Genomic DNA, 22,730 nt, shown 5'->3' with positions numbered 1-22,730 from the left:
GGCCATGCGTGCGCGTTACGGAGTACCCCTGAAGGTCACGGCATCGATCGCGGCAGTGGGGGCCGCCGGTGTGGCCTATGCCGCCGGTTTCGAGGCGCGGTCGTTCCGGCTGCGCCGGATCACCGTGCCGGTGCTCCCCGCCGGGATGCGCCCGCTGCGGGTGCTCCAGGTCTCGGACATCCACATGGTCGGCGGGCAGCACAAGAAGCGCGCCTGGCTGCAGTCGCTGGCCGGCCTGCGGCCGGACTTCGTGGTGAACACGGGGGACAACCTCTCCGACACGGAGGGCGTACCGGAGGTGCTGGACGCCCTGGGTCCCCTGATGTCCTTCCCCGGGGTGTACGTCTTCGGGTCGAACGACTACTACGGGCCGCGGCTGCGCAACCCCGGGCGCTACCTGATCGAGAAGGTCCAGGGGCGGCACGGGCTGAACGGCAACAAGCCGGTCGTCGGCGCCGTGCACAACCCCTGGGAGGAGATGCGGGACGCCTTCGACGCGGCGGGCTGGGTGAACCTGACCAACACCCGCGGCCGCCTGAAACTGCCCGGCCTGGAGCTCGCCTTCACCGGGCTCGACGACCCGCACATCAAGCGCGACCGGTACGAGCGGGTCGCGGGCGGGCCGGAGCCGGACGCCGACTTCTCGATGGCGGTCGTGCACGCCCCGTACCTGCGGGTCCTGGAGTCCTTCACGGCCGACCGGTACCCGCTGATCCTGGCGGGGCACACGCACGGCGGGCAGCTGTGCGTCCCCTTCTACGGGGCGCTCGTCACCAACTGCGACCTGGACACGAAGCGGGTGAAGGGGCTCTCCACGCACGAGGCGGACGGGCACCGCGCCTACCTCCACGTCTCGGCGGGCTGCGGCACGAACCGCTACACCCCGGTCCGCTTCGCCTGCCCCCCGGAGGCCACCCTCCTGACGCTGACCCCGAAGGCGTAGCACCCCCGCCGACCCCCTCGCGAAAACCGGATTTCGTCTCCGGCCGAGGGTCCGCTAAAGTAATCGATGTCGCCAGGACAGCAACCGCTGCAAGGCGACGATCGGGGTGTAGCGCAGCTTGGCAGCGCGCTTCGTTCGGGACGAAGAGGTCGTGGGTTCAAATCCCGCCACCCCGACGCTGAGGTACCAGGTGAGAGCCGGTGCAGGGAAACCTGCACCGGCTCTCTCTGCGTTTGGGTGACTAACTGATGACTACGGGCGGGTCGAGCGGCCCTGGAACGGGCGGTTGGACCTTCGGTCGTCACGGTTTGGGTATTACCGCACACGAGGAGTCATGTCCCCATACGGTGACCGGATTCGCACCAGTCACCGTGGGGGTTTCCATGTCTCAGCAGTTCCCGCCGCCCGGCCAGACGCAGCCGGGCTACGGCTACCCGCCCCCGGCGCCGAAGAAGTCCGGCGCGGGGAAGATCGTCGGGTTCTCGTGTCTGGGCATCGTGGGGTTCGTCGTACTCCTCGGCGTCATCGCGGCGGTCCTCGGCGGCGAGAGCGGCGACAAGACGGCGAAGGAGTCCGCTCCGGCGACCGCCGTGACGGCGAAGGCGCCCGACTCCAAGCCGTCCTCAGCCGCGCCGGAGAAGAAGGCCGCGGTCGAGGTCGTCGCGAAGAAGGCGGAGTTCAAGAAGAGCATCATCGCGCAGGGCGAGGACTACACCAGCGTGTCCGTCACGATCACGAACAACAGCAGCAAGCCGATCAACGTGAACCCCCTCTACTTCGCGATCACCGACACGAACGGCACCAAGCACACGGCCGAACTCGGAGCCGACGAGGACCAGATCGCCACGATGGAGCTGGCCCCGGGCGAGAACACGACCGGTGCGATCACCGGGAAGGGCGCCTTCACCGCGAAGACGGTGACGTACACGGACGGATTGATCGGCAAGGCGGTCCGCGCCGACGTGTCCTGACGCCCGTGGTCGTACCGCCCTGTCTCCCGCCTCGGGGGCAGGGCGATTCTCGTTTCCGGCACACCTGTTGAGGCTGTCGGACGGCGGGGGGCCACTGGGGGGCCACCGGGGGGACACCGGGGGTGGGGATGCTGTTCAGCAGTAGGTGACCGCTGACGCCGAGCGGAGGTGAATCAGATGAAGGTTTACGTCAAGCCGGAGGCCAAGAAGGTCGACCAGGGCACCATCGTCGCCGCTGTCCGCTAGCAGCGACCCCCATGCCACGCCTCCCGTTCGGGGGGCGTGGCATGTCCGCTCCAGTCATCAGCCACAGGGGAATCGGAAGGCTTATGTGCGGAATTGCTGGATTCGCCCACACGGACGGAAGCGCTCTCGCCGGCTCGGCCGACGCGATTCTCCGTGACATGGCCCATGCGCTGCGGCCGCGCGGGCCCGATGACATGCAGTTCCACCACACCGGGCCGGCGTGCATGTCCTTCACCCGGCTCGCGCTGATCGACCCCGAAGGCGGCAGGCAGCCGTTCATCAGCGAGGACGGGAACGTCATCCTCGCGGCGAACGGGGAGATCTACAACTACCGGGAGTTGAAGAAGGGGTTCGAGGGGCGGGTCCGCTTCCGGAGCGAGTCCGACTGCGAAGTGCTCCTCCATCTCTACCTGGAGAAGGGGATCGGCTTTCTCGACGACGTGCGCGGGATGTTCGGGATCGCCGTCATCGACCTGCGGGAGCAGCGGCTGCTGCTCGCCCGCGACCGGCTCGGCATCAAGCCGCTGTTCATCCACCGCAACCGCGACACCGTGCTCTTCGGCTCCGAGGTCAAGGCCCTCTTCGCGCACCCCGACTGCCCGCGCGAGCTGGACTGGGCGCGTGCCCTCGCCGACCAGGGGCTCAGCTCCGCGCCGGTGATGAGCCACGACGAGGCCATGAGCTGGTTCGTCGGCGTCGATCAGGTTCCCGTCGGGGCGATCGTCGACATCAGCCTGCGCGGCGGGGACACCCGTGTGCACCGGTACTGGGAGCTGCCCACGCCGGCCGAGGCAGGCGGTCTTCCCGAGAGCTTCTTCGTGCAGAGCACCGGCGACCTGCTCGCCTCCTCCGTACGGGAGTGCCTGATCGCCGACGCCGAGATCGGGGTCTTCCTCAGCGGCGGCCTGGACTCCGCGGCGATCACCTCCCTCGCCGCGCACACCGGACTGCACACCTTCTCCGCGCTCACCGGCGCCACCGTCGCCAACAAGGACGCGCAGTACGCCCGCGAGACCGCCGACCTGCTCGGACTGCCCAACCACCAGGTCGCCTTCGGGGCCGACCGGATCCCCTCGCCCGACGAGTGGCGGCGGCTGCTCTGGCTGATGGAGACGCCGCTGTGCGGCCCCGAGCAGTTCTACAAGAGCGAGATGTACCGCTTCGCCCGTGCGGAGCGCCCCGACCTCAAGGCGATCCTGCTCGGCTCCGGCGCCGACGAGTTCAGCGGCGGCTACAGCGTCGCCCTCTCCGGAGGCGGCGACTGGGAGGACTTCGAGGCCAATCTGCGGACGATGGCCCGCCGCAAGGCCCTCGGCTCGCAGTCCGCCCTCTCCGCGTGGTGGGAGGGCACCGACCTGCCGCTGCTCAGCGACGACGCGGTCGGCGCGTACGCCCCGGGCGCGGTGGACGACCCGTACGGCTCCTACCTGGCCTGGAAGTTCCGGGACATGCAGCAGTACAACTTCTGGGTGGAGGACCGCACCGCCTCCGGCAACGGGGTCGAGGCCCGGGTCCCCTTCCTCGACCACCGCATCATCGAGCTGTTCGCGACCGTGCCGCGCGCCTACCGCAAGCGGCTGTTCTGGGACAAGCGGGTCATCCGCGAGGCCGTACGGGACATCCTGCCCGCCGAGGTGATCAGCCGGCCCAAGCTGGCCTTCTACGAGGGCGAGGGCGTGCGCCACACCCACCGCGTCTTCACCCGCATGCTCGCGCAGAACGGCGACGAGCTCGTCGAGCAGGCCCTCTCCTCCCCGCGCGCCGCCCAGTACCTCGACGGTACGAACATCCACCGCGCCCTGCGCCGGCTGGAGCGGGACCAGGGCTCCGGGCACGTCGAACTGCTGCTGCGCGTGGTCAACCTGGGCATCCTCGACCTGATGGCCGTGGACGTCCCGGGCAGCCGGGCACCGAACGGGCCCGTCCCCTACGAACTGCGCGTCACGGACTTCGAGGGACCCGAGGTCCAGGAGCTGCTCTTCCCCCGGCAACGGATCGAGGAGGCCTCGGTGTTCCGCCTCGCCGAGGGCGTCCTCGTGCTCGACGACGTACCGGGCTCGAACACCTCGTACGTCGTGGTCGACGGCGGCATCCGCTTCGTCATCGACCACCTCACCCACGCGGACTGGCTGCGGCTGCTGCGTGGGTTCGACGGACGCCGGCCGCTGTCGGAGGCGCTCGCCGCCGCCGGCTGCGCACTCGACGCGATGCGGCCGCTGCTGGACGGATCGCTCGAAGCCGGCCTGCTGGAGCCCGTCGACGCCCCCTGAAAAGCAATCACGAGTGTCACGAGTGAGGTCATCCGATGACAGCCCATCTCTACTGGGACGAGGTCTGGCGCACCGACAGCGGGCGCACAGGCGACTGGTCGCGGCCGCACCCGTGGGTCGTGGACGAGGCCGCGCGACTGCGCAAGCTCGGCGCGCAGGACGTACTGGACCTCGGCTGCGGCGTGGGCCGGCACGCCGTGTGGTTCGCGGAGGCCGGGTTCACCAGCTTCGGCACCGACGCGAGCGAGGCCGCGATACGCGCCGCCGGCGAGGAGGGCGACAAACGCGGCGTGCGGGTCACCCTCGACATCGGCGACTTCGGCGAACTCCCCTACCCGGACGCCAGCTTCGACTACGTCCTCGCCTTCAACGTGGTCTACCACAACGACGAGGCCGGGCTCGGCCGCGTGCTCGACGAGGTCCGGCGCGTCCTGCGCCCGGGCGGCGTCTACCAGTCCACGATGCTCTCCAAGCGCAACGGCGAGTACGGGCGCGGCACCGAGGTGAGCCCCAACACCTTCCGCCAGCCGGAGGCCGCCGACGACAAGGTGCACCCGCACCTGTACGTGGACGCCGCCGACCTGCTGCGCCTGCACCCCGGGTTCCGCCTGCTCAGCGCGACCGACGCCGAGCACGCCGAGCCCGGCTCCTTCCACTGGCACTGCGTGTTCGAGTCGGCGGGGGAGGACGTGGCGGGGACGCGCCACGGCCGTTTCGCGCAGAGGGCCGGGGAATAGTGTCGAAGGCGACGCGACTGCGCGAGCTGCTGGAACGCAGGGCGCTGGCCCGGATCGTCGGATCCCGGGACGCGCTGACCGCCCTGCTCGTCGAGGAGGCCGGTTTCGACGGTCTGTGGGCGTCGAGTTTCGAGATCTCCGCCTCCCGGGCCCTGCCCGACCTCGGCCTGCTGACCATGTCCGAGCTGCTCGAAGCCTGCTCGCACGTGAACCAGGCGACCGGACTGCCGCTGCTGGCGGACTGCGACACCGGCTTCGGCGGCAACATCAACGTCGTCCGCACGGTCCGCCAGTTCGAGGCGGCCGACATCGGCGGCATCTGCCTGGAGGACAAGGTGTTCCCCAAGCGGAACAGCTTCCTCGGAGGCGGCCAGAACCTGGAGGACGCGGGCGAGTTCGCGGGCCGCATCCAGGCCGCCGTGCGGGCCCGGACCACCGCCGACTTCACCGTCGTCGCCCGCGTCGAGGCGCTCATCGCCGGGGCCGGGCTCGCCGAGGCACTGCGCCGGGCGCACCTGTACGCGGACGCCGGGGCCGACGCCGTGCTGATGCACTCCAAGAAGTCCACGCCGATCGAGATCCTGGAGTTCCTCCAGGCCTGGCAGCGCCGCACGCCCGTGGTCGTCGTACCGACCACCTATCCGCACTGGGACCTGGCCGAGGCCGAGGCGGCGGGCGTCTCGATGGTGATCTACGCGAACCACGCGCTGCGCGCCTCGGTCTCCGCGATGCGCGACGTCCTCGGCGAGATCCGGCTCCAGGGCGGCACGGGCGGGGTCGAGGACACGATCGCGCCGATGAAGGAGCTGTTCGGCCTCACCCAGGTGAACCGGTGGGAGGAGTGGAGCGCATGATCGGCGCCGAGTTCTTCTGCGCGGAGCTGGACCGCCGCGGGTACGGGTTCTTCAGCGGGGTGCCCTGCTCCTTCCTCAAGGGCCCGTTCGCGGTGCTGGAACAGCGCGCCGGCTACGTACCGGCGCCCAACGAGGGCATCGCGCTCTCCATGGCCGCCGGCGCCGAGCTCGGCGGGACCCGGGCCGTGGTGCTGGCTCAGAACTCGGGGCTCGGCAACCTCCTCGACCCGCTGACCTCGCTCACCATGGCGTACGAGATCCCGCTGCTGCTCTTCGTCAGCCTGCGCGGCTGGCCGCACGCCGAGGACGACGAGCCGCACCACGCGGCGATGGGCGCGGGGACCATCGGCGTACTGGAGGCCCTCGGGGTCGACCACGGCATCCTGGACCCCGCCGAGGAGAGCCTGCGCGCGCTCCTGGACCGGGCGGAGCGGGCCCGGTGCGAGAGGCGGTCCTTCGTCGTCCTCGTACCGGCGAAGACCGTCGGCTCCCACCCGGCCGCGGCGCCCGCCCCGGACCCTCGGATGGACCGCCGGGCGGCGGTCTCCGTGATCGCCGGGCACCTGGGCGACGCGCTGGTCTACAGCACCACCGGCATGATCAGCCGGGAACTGTTCGGGGTCGTCGACGACCCGCGCAACTTCTACATGCAGGGCTCCATGGGGCACGCCATCGGTCTGGGCCTCGGCACCGCGCTGAACCGCCCCGACCGGGACGTGGTGGTCATCGACGGCGACGGCGCCGCGGTCATGCACCTCGGCGGGCTCGCGCTCGTCGGCGAGCGACGGCCGCCGAACCTGACCCACTTCGTGCTCGACAACGGCGCGTACGACTCCACCGGCGGCCAGCGCACCCGCGCCACGGCCATGCGTTGGGACGCGCTGGCACTCGCGGCCGGATACCGCACGGGCAGCGTCTGCCGTACGGCCGGGGAAGTCACCGCCCATCTGGGCGAGATCAAGGGGCGGCCCGGCCCGCATCTGGTGGCACTGCGCATCGGCAGGGGTGGGCCCACTCCCCCGCGGGTAACTTCGGCGCACACCAATGCCGAGGTCAGGGCCCGTTTCCAGGCCGCGGCGACCGAAGCCCGGAAGGAAGACCTGCCGTGACGACCACCGTCATCGCCCATGTCAGCGATCTGCATCTGGACCTCTCGGAGCGCGCCACGCAGCGCGCGCTGACGGTCATGAACCACCTGCGCGACATGCCCGGACCCGTCGACGCCGTCCTGGTCTCCGGCGACATCGCCGACCACGCGACGGCCGACGAGTACGCGCAGGCCCGCAAGCTGTTCGACCTGCCGTACCCGGTGCTGGTGCTGCCCGGCAACCACGACCGGCGGGGCCCGTTCCGTACGGGCCTGCTCGACGCGGCGCCCGAGGACGGGGAGCTGAACCAGGTCGTCCGCACGCCCGGGGCCGTCTTCCTGCTGTGCGACTCCACGATCCCGGGCAGCGACGAGGGCCTGCTGAGCGACCTCACCCTGCGGTGGCTGGACGGGACGCTGACCGCCGAGGGCGGGGAGCTGCCCGTCTTCGTCTGCTTCCACCACCCGCCGGTGGACCTGCACACCCCCTACGTGGACCGGGTCCGGCAGTTCGGCGAGGAGCGCCTCGCCGCGGTGCTGGAACGGCACCCGCAGGTGGTGGCCCTGCTGTGCGGTCACGCGCACGTCGCCGCGGCCACGACGTTCGCGGGGCGGCCGCTGCTCGTGGCGCCGGGGGTGGCCTCGACCGTTCCGCTGCCCTTCGAGGGCCGGCCGGCCGTGGACTACGAGCTGGCTCCGGCGCTGGCCTTCCACGTACTGGACGAACGGCGGCGGCTGGTCACGCACTACAGGACGCTCGGACTGCCGCATCCCGACCACTGAGAGAAGGCCATGAGAAGAGTCCTGATCGCCAACCGGGGTGCGATCGCGGCCCGGGCCGTCGACACCTTCCGCATGCTGGGCTGGTCGCCGATCGCCGTCGTCGCCTCGTCGGACCCCCAGCGGCTCCACGCGCTGGCCGCGGACGGGTGCGAGTACCTCGAAGGCACCGGGCTCGCGCAGACGTACGACCACGCGGGCCGGATCGCCGAGGCGGCCCTGCGCTGCGGTGCCGAGGCCGTCTACCCGGGCTACGGGGCGCTGGCGGAGGATCCGGAGCTGCCCGAGCGGCTGGCGGCGGCGGGCATCGCCTTCGTCGGACCGAGCGCGCAGGTGCTCGCGGCGGCCCGCGACAAGGACCATGCGGTCGCCACCGCCGACCGGCTGGGCCTGCCCGTACTGCCGCACGCGACCGGGCACGGGGCGATCGCCGAGCTGGTCGCGGACATCGGGCCTCCGGTCATCCTCAAGCCGGTGACCGGGTGCGGGGGCCTCGGCGTGCGCATCGTGCACACGCAGGCCGAGGCGGAGCGGGCGCTCGCGCTGATCGGTGCGGACGGGGGCGACGACTGGTACGCCGAGCGGTACGTGGAGCGCGGGGCGGTGGTCGGGGTCACCGTCGCCGTCGACGACGCGGGAACCGTGCACCCGCTCGGCGAGCGGGAGAGCCTGCTGGTCGACGGCAGCATGAAGCTGCTGGAGGCCTCGCCCGTCCGGGGCGTGCCGCCGGAGCTGGTCGAGCGGATGCGGACGGACACGGCCCGGCTCGTCACCGGGATGGGGTTACGGGGCGTGGCGACGGTCGAGTTCATCGCCGGTGCGGGCTCCGAGGGGGCGACCGGCGCCCGGAGCCACTGGTTCCTGGAGGTCAACGGGCGGCTGCCGCTGGCCTACCGGATGTGCGAGGCACAGACCGGCCTGGACGTGGTGGCCCTCCAGATGGAGCTGGCCCAGGGCGCGCTGCCCGCCCCCGGCCGCATCCGCGTCGACCGGGACACGCACTGCCTGGAGGCCCGTCTGTTCATCGAGCCAGCGGCGGGCGGGGCGCCGGGCCGGATCACCGCCCTGGATCTGGCGCCCGAGCCGGGGGTGACGTACAACTGCGCGCTGGACGTGCGCGGGCCGGTGGTCCTCGACAACATCGTTACGCAGGTCCTGGCCCTGGGCGGGAGCCGCGGGGCCGCGGCCGGGGCGGTGCTGCGTGCCGTCGAGGGCAGCGGGATATCGGGGGTCGCGACCTGCGCGGAAGAGATAGCCGTGTGGCTGCGGGGTTCGGGGCTGGTGGCCCCGGAACGCCTCGGCAGCCAGGCCTTGGGAGTCTGATCCGATATGCACAGCAACGATCCGTTCTCGACCGTCCGCCACCCCGTCGACCGCGCGCTCGCGACCGCCGTCGCCGACAGCGGGGAGGAGGACGTACGCGCTTGCTGGTACCGGGAGTTCGGGGAGACCCTCGCGGACCTCGTACGGCGCCACCTCGACGCCCGGCCCGGCTATTTCGTGCTCAGCGGCCTGGACCACCTGAGCGAGGCGCAGGCGCGCCGGTTCACGGTCGCGGTCTCCCGGCTGGCGGGGGACCTGCTGCCGCAGGACGGCGCGGGGGCGCTGCTGCGGGACGTGCGGGACCGGGGGGTGCGGCTCGGCGAGGGCGCGACCGGACGCTACTCGGACAGCCGGCAGGGCGGCAGCCTGCACACGGACGCGGCGCACCGGCCGGGGCGGCTTCCGGACATTTTCACGCTGTTCTGCGTCCGGCAGGCCGCCAGCGGCGGGGCCCTCGTCACGGTGCACGTGAGCGATCTGCTGGAGATCCTCCGGGGCCACCCCGAGGAGCTCGCGACGCTGCGGCTGCCCGTCCACTTCGACACCCGGGACGACACGCCGGGGGTTCCGCTCACGACCGAGCGCCCCGTACTGGAGTTCCAGGACGGCCGGGAGCGCATGTACTACCTGCGGGACTACATCGAGATCGGGCACCGGCACCCGCACGTACCGCAGTTGACGCCCGAGCAGGTCAAGGCGCTGGACCTGCTCGACTCGCTGCTGGAGCGGCGCGATCTGCAGACGCACGGGCGGCTGGCACCGGGCGAGATGATCTTCATCGACAACCGCTCGATCGTGCACGGCCGGACCGCGTTCGACGAGGGCGGGGCGGCGGACGGCGGGCGGCTGATGCTCCGCACCTGGATCGGTCTCCCGGCGCAGCGCGCGGCCGGGGCCGGCGCCGGAACCGCCGGGACCGCCGCCGCCCCCGCCGCCGACGCCGGGACCGCCGCCGGGGGCGTCCGGTGACCCGGGTCGTCACCGAGCTCGAACGGCTCGGCCTCGCCGAATTCCTGGCCGACTTCCCCGGGGACTCGGTGGACCGCCGCCAGTGGGCCGCCGGCGCCCGCGGCCTCGACGGGGAACTGCGCACCCTCGCCGGGTTCCTGCTGCTCGGGGAGGCCGCGGCGGCCGACCGGCTGCCGCCCGCCCTCGCCGGGGCGCTGCCGGCCCTGGTCAAGAGCGGGGTCGCGCACCAGAGCGGGGCCGAGGTCCGGCTGATCGACGTCAGCCTGTTCCGCTGCGCCGGGGTGTGGCTGTTCGCGGAGCCCCCGAGCCCCTTCCCCGTCCGCCACTACTTCGGCCGGGACTCCGTCGCGCTGGCCCGGCGCACCGGCTTCCGGGCGGGGGCACGGGTGCTCGACCTGTGCTCCGGTCCGGGCTTCCAGGGGCTCGTCGCCGCCCGCGGCGGCGCCCGGGCCACGCTGGTGGAGCTGCTGCCCGAGACCGCCGAAGTGGCCCGGCTCAACGCGGAGATCAACGGGGTGGCCGACCGGATCGAGGTCCTCGTGGGCGACCTGTACGAGCCGCTGCCGGCCGGGGCGGAACCGTACGACCACGTCATCGCGAACATCCCCTTCCTGCCCACCCTCGCGGCCCCGGGCCGGGAGGCCGCCCACGAGGGCGGCGAGGACGGCTTCGGCGTGGGCCGCCGGGTCCTCGCCGGACTCACCCGGCACCTGGCCGCGGGCGGCACGGCCCATCTGACCGCGCTCCTCCTCCAGGCGGGCGAACGGCTCGTCACCGACGGCGAACTGCGTTCCTGGGCGGCGGCGAACGGCTGCGGACTGACGGTCACGCTGACCGAGCGGATGGCCGTGGACGCCGACTCCGACCTCGTCCAGACGACGGTCTCGGACCACCTGGAGACGGACCCGCAGGCCGACCCCGAGGAGCTCACCGCGGCCGCCGTCGGCATGTACGCGAGCCGGGGCGCGACGGCCGCCCGGCTGGCCTATCTGCGGATCGACGCCGGGATGGCCGACTTTCGTGTCCTCGACCGCACGGGCGCGTGAACGTGGCTACCGTGACCGGCGCACTCGATCGCGATCGGGAAGGACGCACAGCGTGACGACGGCAGGGACGGAAGGCGCGGGCAGCGGCGGGACGCGGGACACGGGCGACGAAGGGAACGGCTCGCGGAGCCCAGGGCTCGTCGAGCTCACCTCGATACGGGACGCGGAAACCGACCGGTGGAACGCCCTCGCGGGCGACGCCGCCCTCTACTCGACCCACCGCTGGCTGCTCTACGGCGAAGAGCTGGCCGACGCCACCTCCCGCCACCTGATCGCCGCCCCGGGCGGCTCGTACACCGTCGGGCTCCCCACCCACCGCTTCACCGGGAAGGTCCCGCACTTCTACGATCCCGCCGTCCTGTTCCCCGGCGCCGCCGAGCCCGCCACGCCCGAGCGCCCGCTGCTCCTCGGCGGCACCCGCCTCGGCTACACCAGCGAGGTGATCGTCGCCCCGGGCACCCCCGAGCCGCTCGCCGCGGCGGGCGTACGGACCGTACTGGAGCGGTTCCGCACGCTGGGCGCCGACGACGGCGGCCTCGCCGCCCTGCTCTACCTCACCGACGAGTCGGTGGAACGGCTGCTGCCGCACCTGGGCCCCCGCGACCAGGTCGTGATGATGGACGCGACCGCCGTCCTGCCCGTCGACCCCGACGGCCTGGAGGGGTACCGCAGGCGGTTCACCTCGCACCAGTTCACCTCCATCCGCCGCGAGATGCGCCGCTACACCGACGCCGGCTGCCGCACCGAGGTCAAGCGCCTCTCCGAGTGCCACCACCTGCTCGGCCCGCTCTCCGCGCAGGTGCTCATCCGGTACGGGCACCCCGTCACCGACGCGAGCGAGTCGGAGCGCTTCGCCCAGCAGGCCACGCTGTTCGACGACAACTGCCGGATCCTGGGCGCCTACCAGGGCGACCGGATGGTGGGCTTCACCCAGTACTTCTTCTGGGGGAACACCATGTACGCCCGCTCGCACGGACTCGACGACTCCATCGCCCGCGAGGCCAAGCTCTACTTCAACCTCACCTACTACGAGGCCGTGAAGTACGCGGCGGCCCACGGCTACCACTGCGTGGACCTGAGCTGCGACGCCTTCCAGGCCAAGGTGTCCCGGGCCGCCCGGCTCCAGCCCCTGTGGGGGGTCGTCCTCGACGCCCCGTGGACGGGGCCGGTCCTGGAGCGCGTACGGGCCGAGGAGGCGGCGCGGCGGCGGGAGTTCGCCTCCCACGACCCGGGGATCGAGTCGCGGGTGGCGCGGCTGGTGGACGCGCGCGGCCGGTAGGAGCCCGCTTCGCCCGCCCCGAAGACGGCCCAGGCCGGCCGCGACGCTCACCCGGCCGGTCTGGGCTCCCGCTCCTCCTCCCGCTCCCTCTCGCGCTGGTCGCGCCCGCGCTCCGCGATCGCCGCCACCGGCGGCACCGCCGCCCCGGCCGCGACCATGAGCGTGACGAGCACGGCCCACCCCAGCGGTCCCGCGCTCAGGCACAGCGCGTTCAGCACGGTCGGCGCCACCGCCCCGCCGATGCCCACCCCGACGGAGAACACGCCCTGGTACTCGCCCTGCGCGTGCTCGGGGGCCAGCCCGAACGACAGCGCGTACTCCCCGGCCGTGAACAGCATCTCCCCGAAGGTCAGCGCCGCCGTGCCGATCAGGACCAGCCCCATCGCCCCGTACATCGGGACGTGCGCGGCCGCGAAGACGAGCCCTATCGCCAGCGCGATGACGGGACCGCTGCGCCGCATGGCCAGCGCCCCGTCGCGCGGGGTCTCGACCCCCTTGGCGACCCTGGTCTGGAGCAGGACCACCAGCGCGCAGCTCAGCGCGAAGACCAGCGACACCGTCCAGCGCGGCGCCTTCGTGTACTCGGCGATCCACACCGGCATCAGCACGGTCATGAAGACGTCGAACATGACGAGGGTCCCCGCCAGCACGCTGACCGCGAGGAACGGGCGGTCGGCGAGCGCGTGGTGCCGGCCGCTCCCCGGCTCCTTGGGGATCGGCGGCAGATGCGGCAGCCGGGCCACCAGCGCCGCGGCGACGAGGTACGAGACGACGTCGGCGCAGATCGCGATCACGTACGCGGTCCGGGTGTCGGCCTGCAGCGCCAGCCCGCCGAGCAGCGAACCGGAGACCATGGCGAGGTTCTGGAGGGAGTAGATCCGCGCCCGGTAGGCGACCCGGTCCTCACCGCCGACGTAGGCGATGAGCGCCCCGCTGATCGCGGGGAAGGCGCCGCGCCCCAGGGCGATCAGGGTGATCACCACGAGGAACCCGGCCATGCCCTCCACCAGCAGCAGCGCGCCGGCGGCGGCCGCCTGGGCGATCAGTCCGGCGATCCCCACCTCACGCGGCCCGAACCGGTCGGCGAGCCGGCCGACGACCGGACCGGCGACCAGGCCCGCGAGTCCGGCCGCCGTCAGCCCCATGACCACGTTGCCCGTGGACAGGCCCACGGACCGGACGAAGAACAGGACTTGGAGAGGGGCCCAGCTGCCCGCCCCGAGATAGCGGACGAACAGTGCGGCCGCCAGGCCGCGTCTCAGGCTCCGTCCGTCGCGCAGCATCAGTGGCCCGCCGGGGCTTCGACGGCGGCCGGACGGGGGGCGGCCTCCGCGGGACGGGGGTTGACCTCGACGCCCAGCTTGGGCGCCAGCAGTTTGCGCAGCCGCTGCGCCGCCGCCTCGGCGGTGTTCGCCCGTACGACGTCCCAGCCGCGCCGGGCCGCCCAGTCGAGCATGACGTCCCGGACGGCCGCCTGGTGCTTCAGGAAGCTCTCCGGCCGGCACTGCGGGTCCCGGCCGCATTCGTACGGGGTGATGTCGCCCTTCTTGCGGCGCAGCGCCTCCTCGGGGGTCACGTCGAAGAAGACGACGCTGTCCACCGGGGCCATGGCGTGGACGATCGCGTCGACCAGCTCCTCGGGGCAGCCCGCCAGCAGTTCGGTGGCGGCGTGCTTGACCCAGTAGCCGTCGAGGACGACGAGGTCCGCCTCGGCGGCACGGGCGCGTTCCGCGGCCAGGGTGTTGAGCCAGCCGAGGAAGAGCATCCGGGCCGGGTTCGGCATCTCGGCGATGCAGACCCGCAGTTCGTCGAGGCTGGTGCCGCGCAGGAAGCGGGCCTGCGGTACCTCCGACTCCGCGAACACCTGCCACTTGCCGACGACGCGGAACGACAGGCCCTGGCCCTCGGCCCAGCTCTGCAGCCGCTTGACCTGCGTGCTCTTGCCCGCGCCGTCGGGTCCGTCCATCGCAACGATCACTGTTCGATTCCCTTCGGAAGATCCGCCACGGGCTGTCGCCGTACGGAAGCCATGCGGTGGTACGCGAGGGCCCGGTCGATCAGCGCCTCGGCGGCGCCCGTGTACCCCGCCGGGCCGAGCAGCCGCTCCAGCTGCTCGGCGGTGAACTCCTCGGCCAGCTCGGGCGCCTGCGCGAGGAGCCGGTCCACGAGGGGGTCCGCGTTCTCGGCGGACGCCACGGCCACCCGGCCGACCAGGCGCTTCGCATCCGCCTTGCCGAGTACGGGGGCCAGTACGGCGGCCAGCCGCTCGGTGACGACGGCGCCGCCGGTGAGCCGCAGGTTGGCCGCCATCCGCGCCGGACGCACCTCCAGCCCCTCGGCCAGCTCCGCCGCGGTGCACGCGGCCCCGCCCACCAGCCGCAGCGCCTCCCGCAGCGGCTGCCATTCGCCGTGCCAGGCCCCGGCGGGCCGCTCGTCCTCGGCGGCGGCCGCGCAGTGCGTCAGCGTGAGGACCAGCGAGGGCACCTGGAGGGCGGCCGAGCGGATCATCGCGGCGAGCACCGGGTTGCGCTTCTGCGGCATGGCGGAGGAGACCCCGCGGCCGGCCCCGGCGGGTTCGGCCACCTCGGCGAGCTCGGTGCGGGCCAGGGTCTGCACATCGGTGGCGAACTTACCGAGCGCCGCCGCGGCATGCCCGAGGACGGCGCCCGTGTCGCCGATCGGCGTGCGCCGGGTGTGCCAGGGAAGCACGGGCTCCGCGAGTCCCGTCTCGGCGGCGAAGAGGGCGATCAGCTCCCCGGCGTACGCGCCCGCCTCCGCGGGGGCCCCCGCCGTCCGCGCGTACTCCAGGTAGCCCGCGAGGGTGCCCGCGGCCCCGCCGAGCTGGACCGGCAGGCCCCCGTCGAGCAGCGCCTCCAGCCGGCGCCGTACGTCGACCACCGCGACGAGCCAGCCCGCCGCCTTGAGGCCGAAGGTGGTGGGGACGGCGTGCTGGCCGAGGGTGCGGGCCACCGCCGGCGTGCCCCGGTGCGCGTCGGCCAGGCCGGCCAGGGCCGCCGCCGTCCGGTCGAGTTCGGCGCGTACGAGGCGCAGGGCGCGGGCCGTGACCAGCATCGCGCCGGTGTCGAGGATGTCCTGGCTGGTGGAGCCGCGGTGCACGTACTCCGCCGCCGCGGGGTCCTCGGCCGCGACCACCGCCGTGAACTCCTCGACCAGGGCGACCACCGGGTTGCCGGCGCCGCGCGCCCGTACGGCCAGCGCGGGCAGGTCGACCGCCCCGGCCCGGGCGCACGCCGTGATCGTCTCGGCGGCCTTCGCGGGGACCGTGCCCAGCCGGGCCTGGGCCCGGGCCAGGGCGGCCTCGGCGTCGAGCATCGCCTGGGCCCAGGCGGTGTCGGTGAGGGCCGCCTCGGTGGCGGCGGCGGCCCGCACCGGCGAGAGCAGGCCCGTGTCCGGGGGCGCGTCCGGGGGCGTGGTCCGCGGCGCGTCCGGGGGCGTGGTCGGGCGGTCGGTCACGTGGTGCTCCTCGTCAGCGTGTCGTGGCGGCGCTCCGCCCCGCGGGCGAGGCCGAGGACGGCGCGGGCCATCGCGTCGGAGTCGCCGAGGATCACCGAGTCGACGCCCGGCCGGGCCCCCGCGGCGGTCACCCAGTGCACGCCCTCGGTGGGCACGCCGTACGCGAAGCGCCGCTCGTGCGCCGCCCCGGCCGCGTCGACGAGGTGGTAGGGGCGCCCGGTGACCGCGATCCCGCCGGTCCGGTAGGGGCCGTGCTCGTCGTCGATCACGTACGGGACGCACTGGCCGGTGGCGTACAGGTACCCCAGCAGCGGGTCCTCGGTGCGCACCACGTCGGGCTCGGGCAGCCGGGCCTCGATGAACGCCCGCGCGTGCACCGCGGCCGCGCCGACCCGGGGCGAACGGGCGGTGAAGAGGCCGGCGGCCTCGTCCGCGCCGAACTCCGCGCCCGGGCCGAGCACGGTCAGCACACCGGCCTCGATCAGCGCGATCGCCTCCCGGATCCGCCGCGGAGGCGGGCCGATCGAGAGGTGGGCGTTCAACGGCCCGTACCGGGCCGTCAGTTCGTCGCGGTAGTCGGCGCCGGATATCCCGCCGTGGTCGACCAGCAGCCGCACCTCGTTGCGCAGGTCGCGCAGTACGTCGAGGGCGGCCTTGTACGGGCCGTCGACGTTCCCGGCACGCGCCTCGGCCACGTCCCGGCGCAGGTGCTCCAACAGCCATCCGGTGAACGCGGCACGGTCGGCGAAGCGGCGCTCCCCGCAGGGCCGGGCGACCCGCTCCCAGTCCCAGCGCCGCCCGGGCGGCACGCCCAGCGCGTCGAGCAGCCGGTCGCGGTCGTACGGGCTCCAGGGCCCCGCGGCGCTGCGTTCGAGCAGCCGCGCCGCGGCCTCGGGGCGGCCGTCGGCCCGCAGCAGGGCCGCGTAGTAGACGGTCTCGACCTCCTGGGAGACCAGCGGCCAGATGTCGCGCCGGAAGCCGGGCCGGCGCGGCCCGCGGCGCAGCCGGGCCACCGTCGCCGGGGTGAGGACGAGCGGGAGGTGGCGGCCGTGCGCGCCCTTCTGGTTCTCCCCGCGCGCCTGGTACGGCACGCCCCGGCGCGATCCGGCGTACAGCACGGGCTCGCGCCCGGAGCGGTGGTAGACCAGCCCGGCGTCCTTGGCCTCGTAGACCCCGCCGCGGCCTTCCGTCAGCAGGGCCATGTGGTCGAAGAAGTTGAGCCCGAGGCCGCGCAGCAGGACCGGCTCCCCGGGCGCGACCCCGTCGAGCCGGGCCTCCGCGGGGTTCCCCGGCGGCAGGTAGCGCAGCCCGCGCCGGGCCGCGAACCGCGCGAGGGCGGCCTCGGCGGTGGTCGGGGAGACCGGCAGGTGCCCCTGGGCCAGGACCACGGCGTCGAGCCCGGACAGCACCGTGCCGTCGTCCAGGGTCACCCGGTCCCGCCCCCGCGCGGAGGTGTCCGCGTCGAGCCGGACGGCCCGCGCGGCGTGCGTACGGACGTCCGCCGGGCCCCGCCCGGCCACCGTGCGCAGCACCCACTCCAGGTAGCGCCCGTACAGGGCCCGGGTCGGATAGCCGTCGGGCCCCGGCACCTCGTCCCCGGCGGGGGCGGCCCCGCCGTGCAGGGCCGGGTCGGCGGCCCATGCGGCCAGGCTCGGGCCGGGCCGCACCGGACCGGCCATCGTCACGCTGTCGTCGGTGAACAGGGTCACCTGGGAGGCGACCGTGTTCATGAGAAGGTGCCGCGACTGGTCGGAGCGCCAGACCCGTCCGCTGCCCGGCCGCGGGTCGACGAGGTGGACCCGCAGCCGCACCCCGGCCGGCAGCAGCTCGCCGGCGTTGGCCGTGAGCCGCTCCAGGACGGACAGCCCCCGCGGGCCCGACCCGACGACGCAGACCGTCAACCAGTCCTTCCCGTCGGGGTGTTCGTCAGTACGTGCCGAAGTACTCACGGTGCTCCCATGCGGTGGTCTCGCCCGGTCCGGCGGGCCCCGCGACGGCCAGCCACTCCCCGAACCGGGCCACCTCGCTGCGTTTGAGCTGGGCCAGACAGTCCTGGAGCGGCTTGCCCAGCAGATCCCGGGCCAGGGCGCTGCCCTCCATCGCCGACACCGCCTCCGCCAGGTCGCGCGGCAGCGCCGCCGCCGTGGGAGCGTGCGGGTCCTCGGCGAGGGAGCCCGGCCGCAGACCGCGCTCGATGCCGTCCAGACCGGCGGCGAGCTGCGCGGCGAGGTAGAGGTACGGGTTGGCGCAGGGCTCGCCGATCCGGTTCTCCACGTGCGTGGACTCCTCGCCGGGACCGCCGAGGACCCGGACCAGCGCGCCCCGGTTCTCGGCGCTCCACACGATCCGGTCCGGGGAGAGCGAGAACCGCTCGTCGAGCCGCCGGTACCCGTTGACGGTCGGGATGCAGAACAGGGCGGTGTCCGCGGCGTGTTCGAGCAGTCCGGCGACATAGCCCAGGCCCTCTTCCGACAGCGGCACGGCGCCCTCGCCCGGCAGCGGCACGAAGACGTTGCGGTCGGCCGCCGTGTCGAACAGCGACTGGTGCAGGTGCCAGCCGCTCGGGTCGAAGCGCTCCAGCCGCGGCAGCGCCATGAAGGAGGCGTGGTGGCCCAGGCGGGCGCAGATCTGCTTGGCGACCGTACGGAAGAGCAGCATCGCGTCGGCGGCGTCGAGGCCGTCCATCGGACTGAAGGTGAACTCCAGCTGGCCAGGCCCCGATTCGTGCTCGACGGTGCGCAGCGGCAGCCCCAGCTCGCGCAGGGCCCGCGCGAGGGGGGTGATGAGGTGCATCAGGCCGTCGGTGAAGGTGTCCAGGTTGAACTGGTAGCCGCCGTCGACCGGTTCGACGGCGGGCGCTTCCCCCTGGACGCCGAATCCGCCGACGCTCGCGGCGGCCTTCGCGGCGGCTCCCGGGCCGTGTTCCGGGCCGGTCAGCCGGGTCACGTACCACTCCACCTCCAGGCCGACCACGTAGCCCAGGCCGCGCTCCGCGGCGCGGGCGCACTGGCGGCGCAGCACGGCCCGGCTGGAGAGCGGGTGGGCGGTGCCGTCGCGCAGGTACTCGTCGGCGATGACCCAGCCGGTGGCCGCCTCGGTGTACGGCAGCACCTTGAAGGTGAGCGGATCGGGGACGATCAGGAAGTCCCCGGCGCCGGTCAGCTCGGGTATGCCGATGCCGCCGCCGGGGGCGAAGAAGTCGACGCCCACGGCGTGCCCGGTGTCGAAGACGAAGGGTCCCGGGCTCATGTCGATGCCGTTGGCCAGCGCCGTGCGGAAGGCGTCGACGGTCAGGGTCTTGGAGCGCATCAGCCCGTGCGGATCACCGAAGCCGACCCGGACGAACTCCAGCTCCGTCAGGGTCTCCTCCAGGGCCTGCGCCGCGGCCCGCTGGTCCGCGCTCCACAGGCCGTGGCGCTCGACGAAGCCGACGCTGCCGGTGGCGAAGCGGGCGTAGCGGCGCTCGGCGGTCTCGCGGGCGGTGGTGGCCTTGGTCATGTCGGTTCCTTCTCCGGTTCCGGCGATCGCGCCGAGAGCTCCGCGTAGTGGTGGTGCCAGGGCCGCGCCTGCTCCAGCTGGTACGCGGCGGCCAGGACCCGCAGGTCCTCGCACCGCCCGCCGACCAGTTGCAGGCCCACGGGCAGGCCCTCGGGCGAGAGCCCCGCCGGGACGGACACGGCGGGCTGGCCGGTCAGGTTGAAGGTGTAGGCCTCGGGGGCCCAGGCCAGCCAGGACAGGGCGCCCTTGCGGACCGGGTCGGGCGGCTCGTGCCGGTCGGCGGCGAACGGCTCGATGGCCACGGTCGGCATGGCCAACAGGTCGTGCCGCTCCATCAGGGCCTGGCTGCGGGCCCGCAGCACCGCGCGCGCCTCGTACGCCCGGGCCAGCCGGGCGGCGCTGAGCGTGCGCCCGTACCGGATGACGCGCAGGCGGCCGGGGTCGAGCCGGCCCGCGACCTCGTCGAGGTCGTGGGGGTGCGCGGCCGCCTCCCAGCCCGCCAGGATCGTCTCCAGGGCCGGGTACGGGTCCTCGAACGGCGGCTGGATCTCCTCGACCTCGTGCCCCCGGGCCGCCAGCGCCTCCACGGCCTGGCGGGCGACGGCCGCGATGCCGGGCCGCGGCGCGGGATCGCCGAGCGAGGGGATCCAGCCGATGCGCAGGCGGGGCAGGTGCCCGGCCGCCTCCCCCGGATCCCGGAGGGGCTCGCCGGACGCCCCGAAGGACAGCGGGTCGGCGGGGTGGTAGCCGGACATCACCCGGGTGAGCAGGGCCGCGTCGGCCACCGTCCGGGTCAGCGGGCCCAGATGGGAGAGCTCCTCCGGGCTCTGGGGCACGTACGGGATCCGGCCCAGCGAGGGTTTGAACCCGACGACCCCGCAGAAGGAGGCGGGGATGCGGATCGACCCGGCGCCGTCGGTGCCGGTCGCGCCGACCCCGATGCCCACGGCCACCGAGGCGGCCGCGCCGGCGCTGGAGCCGCCGGGGGTGCGGGAGGGGTCCCACGGATTGCGGGTCGGGCCCTGGAGCCGGTTCACGCCGGCCGCGCTCCACCCGCCCTCGGAGGTGTTGGTCTTGCCGATGACGATGGCGCCCGCCGCCCGCAGCCGGGCCACGGCGGGGGCGTCCCGGTCGGGCACGGCGTCGGCGTGCAGCAGGGAGCCGCGGGTGGTCCGGATGCCCTCCGTCGGGGTCAGGTCCTTGACGGAGACGGGCATGCCGAGGAGGGGCCGGTCCCGCCAGACGGTGTTCCCGTACCGGTGGAGCAGCCGGTCCGCGGCCTTCGCCTCGGCGGTGGCGCGCTCGCGGGCTAGCGTGAGGAAGGCACCGATCCGCGGCTCCCACCGGTCCAGCAGGCGTAAGGTGGCGGCCAGGTGCTCCGAGGGCAGCAGGCTGCCGTCCCCGTAGGCCGCGCGGAGCCCGGGGATGTCCGCGTACGGCGGTCCGGCCGGGTCAGGCGCCATGGAAATCCCGGTACCAGCCGTTGTCGAAGTCGCGGACCTCCAGGCCCCGGTCGGCGGCCGCCTGGTGCAGCAGCGCCTGGATCCGCCCGGCCACCATGGCCGCCCGCAGGTCGGCCCGCTCGAACTCGGCGCCGGAGGTGCGCAGCAGCCGCAGGTCGTAGAGGCCGGGGCGGTACGCGCCCTCCAGCTCGATGCCGAGCGGGATGCGCAGGGCGTGCCGGACGCCGAAGGTGACGTGCCCGGTGTGGTGCTGGTCGGACCAGTTGGTGATGTCGGCCGTCATCGGGGCGAAGAACCAGTCCTCGCGGCCCGGGGTCTCCTCGGTCCACGACATGCTGTGCGGCAGGTAGTGCCAGGTGTTGTAGCGCATCCGCGCGCTGTACGCGGAGAGGGTGCGGGCGAGCGCGGCCCGGTCCTCGCCGAACTTCCGGGCGAAGGCGGTGCCGGGCGCGACGCAGCAGTAGAAATCGCGGGTGGCCAGGGCGATCCGGTCCTCGGCCGGGTGGCCGCTGTGCAGGACGGCGACGCTCTTGGGGCCGCGGCCCATCACGACGTCGCAGTCCAGGGCCCCGGCCAGGGTCTCGAAGAAGCGGTGCAGGAACCCCTCGTACGCGCTGGTGAACCCGGCGGGCGGGGCCGGCCGTACGACGCGCTCGACGACCTCCGCGGCGTACGCCGCGGCCGTCGCGGGCGCCGCCGCCGCGGGGAAGGGCCGGCCCGCGGCGGCGGCGAGCAGCCCCGCCACCGGCGCCGGGAGCTCGTCCCAGCCGAGCGGCTCGTCCATGATCCGCTCGCGTTTGTGCAGGGAGGCCCCGTTGATCTCGCGGTAGAACACGGCGCCCGCGCGTAACCGCTCCGCCCGCGCGGCGGCGCAGGCGGCGGCCAGGGCGTCGAGCGCGGCGCCCGTCGGCAGGCCGGCGAGGTCCGGGACCGGGGCCCCGTACGTCTCGATGCGTTCCCGGAGGAAGCCCGCGAGCAGGTCCGGGGTGAGCTGGACGCCGTTGAACTCCTCGGCGCGGACCGGGGAGCCCGAGCCGATGAGCGCGTTCAGACAGACGACGAAGGTGGCGTCCTCGGGGGCCCACCGCGCGGCCGGGGCCGCCCGGAGCGCGGTGAGCACGGAGCCCTGGGCCCCGGCCGCCAGCGAACGGCCGGGCAGATTGCTGAACTTGCCGAGGTTGCTGTAGAAGCGGTCGCCGACGTAGAGCAGTACGGGGGCCATGTGGAGCAGGGCGTGCCCGACGGCGTCGATCCGCGCCCGGACGGAATCGGCGTCCTGCTGGGCGAGCCAGCGGTGGACCTCCTCGAACTGGATCCGCTGCACGTCCTGGGCCAGCGCCCACAGCCGGCCCAGGGACGCCGGCCGGTTCTGCCACTTGAGGGTGCCGAGCGGCTCGGCCTCCTCGGGACCGGCGGGCCGGGTGCCGGCCGGGACGACGCGCAGCCGCCCGGTCCCGGTGAGCACCAGCAGGTCCCCGCCGCCGTCGTCGGGCGTGGTCTCGGGGCCGCCGGTCGGGGCGAAGCCCGCGACCTGGGACTCGGCGATCTCCGTGTACACGCGCTCGCCGAGCCCCATGGCCGCTCGGCCGATCTGCTCGGGGACCATCCCGTCGAGGGTGGCCGCTATCCGTATCGCGTCGGCGGCCAGGCCGCAGGCACGGGCCCGTTCGGCGGCGGCCTTGACCTGGGCATCGAATCCGGGCGTCTTCAGCTGCATTGTCGTCACCTACGGAAGGTCATTCGACGGCGGTTCGGGATCGGGGCGGGCCGCCCGGCGGGCCGGTCCGCCC

The 22,730-nt window shown here is 73.9% G+C and carries 18 protein-coding genes and 1 tRNA gene; 12 read left to right on the top strand and 7 right to left on the bottom strand.

Going from position 1 to position 22,730, the window contains the following annotated elements:
• The first annotated feature begins 4 nt into the window (after positions 1-4).
• The 12 genes from ACFYZS_RS11895 (at position 5) to ACFYZS_RS11840 (ending at position 12,505) form a co-directional block, all read left to right on the top strand.
• Positions 5-943, top strand: a complete 939-nt coding sequence (locus ACFYZS_RS11895; RefSeq protein ID WP_389009921.1) for a metallophosphoesterase — start codon at positions 5-7, stop codon at positions 941-943.
• Between the two features lie 102 nt (positions 944-1,045).
• Positions 1,046-1,119: transfer RNA gene (locus ACFYZS_RS11890), tRNA-Pro, on the top strand.
• Positions 1,120-1,326: 207 nt separating this feature from the next.
• Positions 1,327-1,914 carry a DUF4352 domain-containing protein gene (locus ACFYZS_RS11885; RefSeq protein WP_389009918.1) on the top strand — a complete coding sequence of 196 codons (588 nt, stop codon included), beginning with the start codon at positions 1,327-1,329 and terminating at the stop codon, positions 1,912-1,914.
• Positions 1,915-2,171: 257 nt separating this feature from the next.
• Complete coding sequence (asnB, locus tag ACFYZS_RS11880; RefSeq protein ID WP_389009915.1) at positions 2,172-4,430, top strand: asparagine synthase (glutamine-hydrolyzing); 2,259 nt, start codon at positions 2,172-2,174, stop codon at positions 4,428-4,430.
• Positions 4,431-4,465: 35 nt separating this feature from the next.
• On the top strand, positions 4,466-5,167 hold the full coding sequence (locus ACFYZS_RS11875; protein ID WP_389009912.1) for a class I SAM-dependent methyltransferase: 702 nt from the start codon (positions 4,466-4,468) through the stop codon (positions 5,165-5,167).
• Positions 5,167-6,021 (top strand): isocitrate lyase/phosphoenolpyruvate mutase family protein, encoded by an 855-nt coding sequence (locus ACFYZS_RS11870; RefSeq protein WP_389009909.1) that lies wholly within the window; start codon positions 5,167-5,169, stop codon positions 6,019-6,021. Before ACFYZS_RS11875 ends, ACFYZS_RS11870 begins: the two co-directional genes overlap by 1 nt.
• Positions 6,018-7,130, top strand: a complete 1,113-nt coding sequence (gene aepY, locus ACFYZS_RS11865) for a phosphonopyruvate decarboxylase (RefSeq protein WP_389009906.1) — start codon at positions 6,018-6,020, stop codon at positions 7,128-7,130. Before ACFYZS_RS11870 ends, aepY begins: the two co-directional genes overlap by 4 nt.
• Positions 7,127-7,891: a metallophosphoesterase gene (locus tag ACFYZS_RS11860; RefSeq protein ID WP_389009904.1), complete on the top strand. Its 765-nt coding sequence runs from the start codon at positions 7,127-7,129 to the stop codon at positions 7,889-7,891. The genes aepY and ACFYZS_RS11860 overlap by 4 nt, the downstream gene beginning before the upstream one ends.
• Positions 7,892-7,900: 9 nt before the next feature.
• Entirely contained in the window at positions 7,901-9,211 is a 1,311-nt protein-coding gene (locus ACFYZS_RS11855; RefSeq protein WP_389009902.1) for a biotin carboxylase N-terminal domain-containing protein, read from the top strand.
• A gap of 6 nt (positions 9,212-9,217) precedes the next feature.
• Positions 9,218-10,180, top strand: coding sequence for a TauD/TfdA family dioxygenase (locus ACFYZS_RS11850; RefSeq protein ID WP_389009899.1), 963 nt, complete (start codon positions 9,218-9,220; stop codon positions 10,178-10,180).
• Entirely contained in the window at positions 10,177-11,226 is a 1,050-nt protein-coding gene (locus ACFYZS_RS11845) for a methyltransferase domain-containing protein (protein ID WP_389009896.1), read from the top strand. Before ACFYZS_RS11850 ends, ACFYZS_RS11845 begins: the two co-directional genes overlap by 4 nt.
• 52 nt (positions 11,227-11,278) lie before the next feature.
• Positions 11,279-12,505 carry a GNAT family N-acetyltransferase gene (locus ACFYZS_RS11840; protein ID WP_389009893.1) on the top strand — a complete coding sequence of 409 codons (1,227 nt, stop codon included), beginning with the start codon at positions 11,279-11,281 and terminating at the stop codon, positions 12,503-12,505.
• Between the two features lie 47 nt (positions 12,506-12,552).
• Here the strand turns inward: ACFYZS_RS11840 and ACFYZS_RS11835 are convergent, their stop codons facing one another.
• Genes ACFYZS_RS11835 through ACFYZS_RS11805 form a run of 7 tightly spaced genes read right to left on the bottom strand, consistent with a single transcriptional unit; the run spans position 12,553 to position 22,657 of the window.
• Entirely contained in the window at positions 12,553-13,788 is a 1,236-nt protein-coding gene (locus ACFYZS_RS11835; protein ID WP_389009890.1) for an MFS transporter, read from the bottom strand.
• Positions 13,788-14,471, bottom strand: coding sequence for a thymidylate kinase (locus ACFYZS_RS11830; RefSeq protein ID WP_389009887.1), 684 nt, complete (start codon positions 14,469-14,471; stop codon positions 13,788-13,790). Before ACFYZS_RS11830 ends, ACFYZS_RS11835 begins: the two co-directional genes overlap by 1 nt.
• A gap of 8 nt (positions 14,472-14,479) precedes the next feature.
• Positions 14,480-15,979 (bottom strand): lyase family protein, encoded by a 1,500-nt coding sequence (locus ACFYZS_RS11825; protein ID WP_389009884.1) that lies wholly within the window; start codon positions 15,977-15,979, stop codon positions 14,480-14,482.
• Positions 15,976-17,928 (bottom strand): FAD/NAD(P)-binding protein, encoded by a 1,953-nt coding sequence (locus ACFYZS_RS11820; protein ID WP_389009881.1) that lies wholly within the window; start codon positions 17,926-17,928, stop codon positions 15,976-15,978. Before ACFYZS_RS11820 ends, ACFYZS_RS11825 begins: the two co-directional genes overlap by 4 nt.
• Positions 17,906-19,477, bottom strand: a complete 1,572-nt coding sequence (locus tag ACFYZS_RS11815; protein ID WP_389009878.1) for a glutamine synthetase family protein — start codon at positions 19,475-19,477, stop codon at positions 17,906-17,908. Before ACFYZS_RS11815 ends, ACFYZS_RS11820 begins: the two co-directional genes overlap by 23 nt.
• Positions 19,474-20,940, bottom strand: coding sequence for an amidase (locus ACFYZS_RS11810; protein WP_389009876.1), 1,467 nt, complete (start codon positions 20,938-20,940; stop codon positions 19,474-19,476). Before ACFYZS_RS11810 ends, ACFYZS_RS11815 begins: the two co-directional genes overlap by 4 nt.
• Positions 20,930-22,657 (bottom strand): hypothetical protein, encoded by a 1,728-nt coding sequence (locus tag ACFYZS_RS11805; protein ID WP_389009873.1) that lies wholly within the window; start codon positions 22,655-22,657, stop codon positions 20,930-20,932. Before ACFYZS_RS11805 ends, ACFYZS_RS11810 begins: the two co-directional genes overlap by 11 nt.
• Positions 22,658-22,730: the final 73 nt, after the last annotated feature.

Source organism: Streptomyces sp. NPDC001903, assembly GCF_042891345.1.
Taxonomy (GTDB): Bacteria; Actinomycetota; Actinomycetes; order Streptomycetales; family Streptomycetaceae; genus Streptomyces.
Note: the sequence above shows the minus strand (reverse complement) of the source record. Positions and strands in the feature narration are given on the sequence as shown.

Coding starts and splice junctions, on each gene's coding strand:
- asnB (WP_389009915.1), top strand. CDS start 2,172: ATGCCACGCCTCCCGTTCGGGGGGCGTGGCATGTCCGCTCCAGTCATC.
- aepY (WP_389009906.1), top strand. CDS start 6,018: ATGATCGGCGCCGAGTTCTTCTGCGCGGAGCTGGACCGCCGCGGGTAC.
- ACFYZS_RS11805 (WP_389009873.1), bottom strand. CDS start 22,657: ATGCAGCTGAAGACGCCCGGATTCGATGCCCAGGTCAAGGCCGCCGCC.
- ACFYZS_RS11850 (WP_389009899.1), top strand. CDS start 9,218: ATGCACAGCAACGATCCGTTCTCGACCGTCCGCCACCCCGTCGACCGC.
- ACFYZS_RS11830 (WP_389009887.1), bottom strand. CDS start 14,471: ATGGACGGACCCGACGGCGCGGGCAAGAGCACGCAGGTCAAGCGGCTG.
- ACFYZS_RS11875 (WP_389009912.1), top strand. CDS start 4,466: ATGACAGCCCATCTCTACTGGGACGAGGTCTGGCGCACCGACAGCGGG.
- ACFYZS_RS11855 (WP_389009902.1), top strand. CDS start 7,901: ATGAGAAGAGTCCTGATCGCCAACCGGGGTGCGATCGCGGCCCGGGCC.
- ACFYZS_RS11895 (WP_389009921.1), top strand. CDS start 5: ATGCGTGCGCGTTACGGAGTACCCCTGAAGGTCACGGCATCGATCGCG.
- ACFYZS_RS11815 (WP_389009878.1), bottom strand. CDS start 19,477: ATGACCAAGGCCACCACCGCCCGCGAGACCGCCGAGCGCCGCTACGCC.
- ACFYZS_RS11885 (WP_389009918.1), top strand. CDS start 1,327: ATGTCTCAGCAGTTCCCGCCGCCCGGCCAGACGCAGCCGGGCTACGGC.
- ACFYZS_RS11810 (WP_389009876.1), bottom strand. CDS start 20,940: ATGGCGCCTGACCCGGCCGGACCGCCGTACGCGGACATCCCCGGGCTC.
- ACFYZS_RS11835 (WP_389009890.1), bottom strand. CDS start 13,788: ATGCTGCGCGACGGACGGAGCCTGAGACGCGGCCTGGCGGCCGCACTG.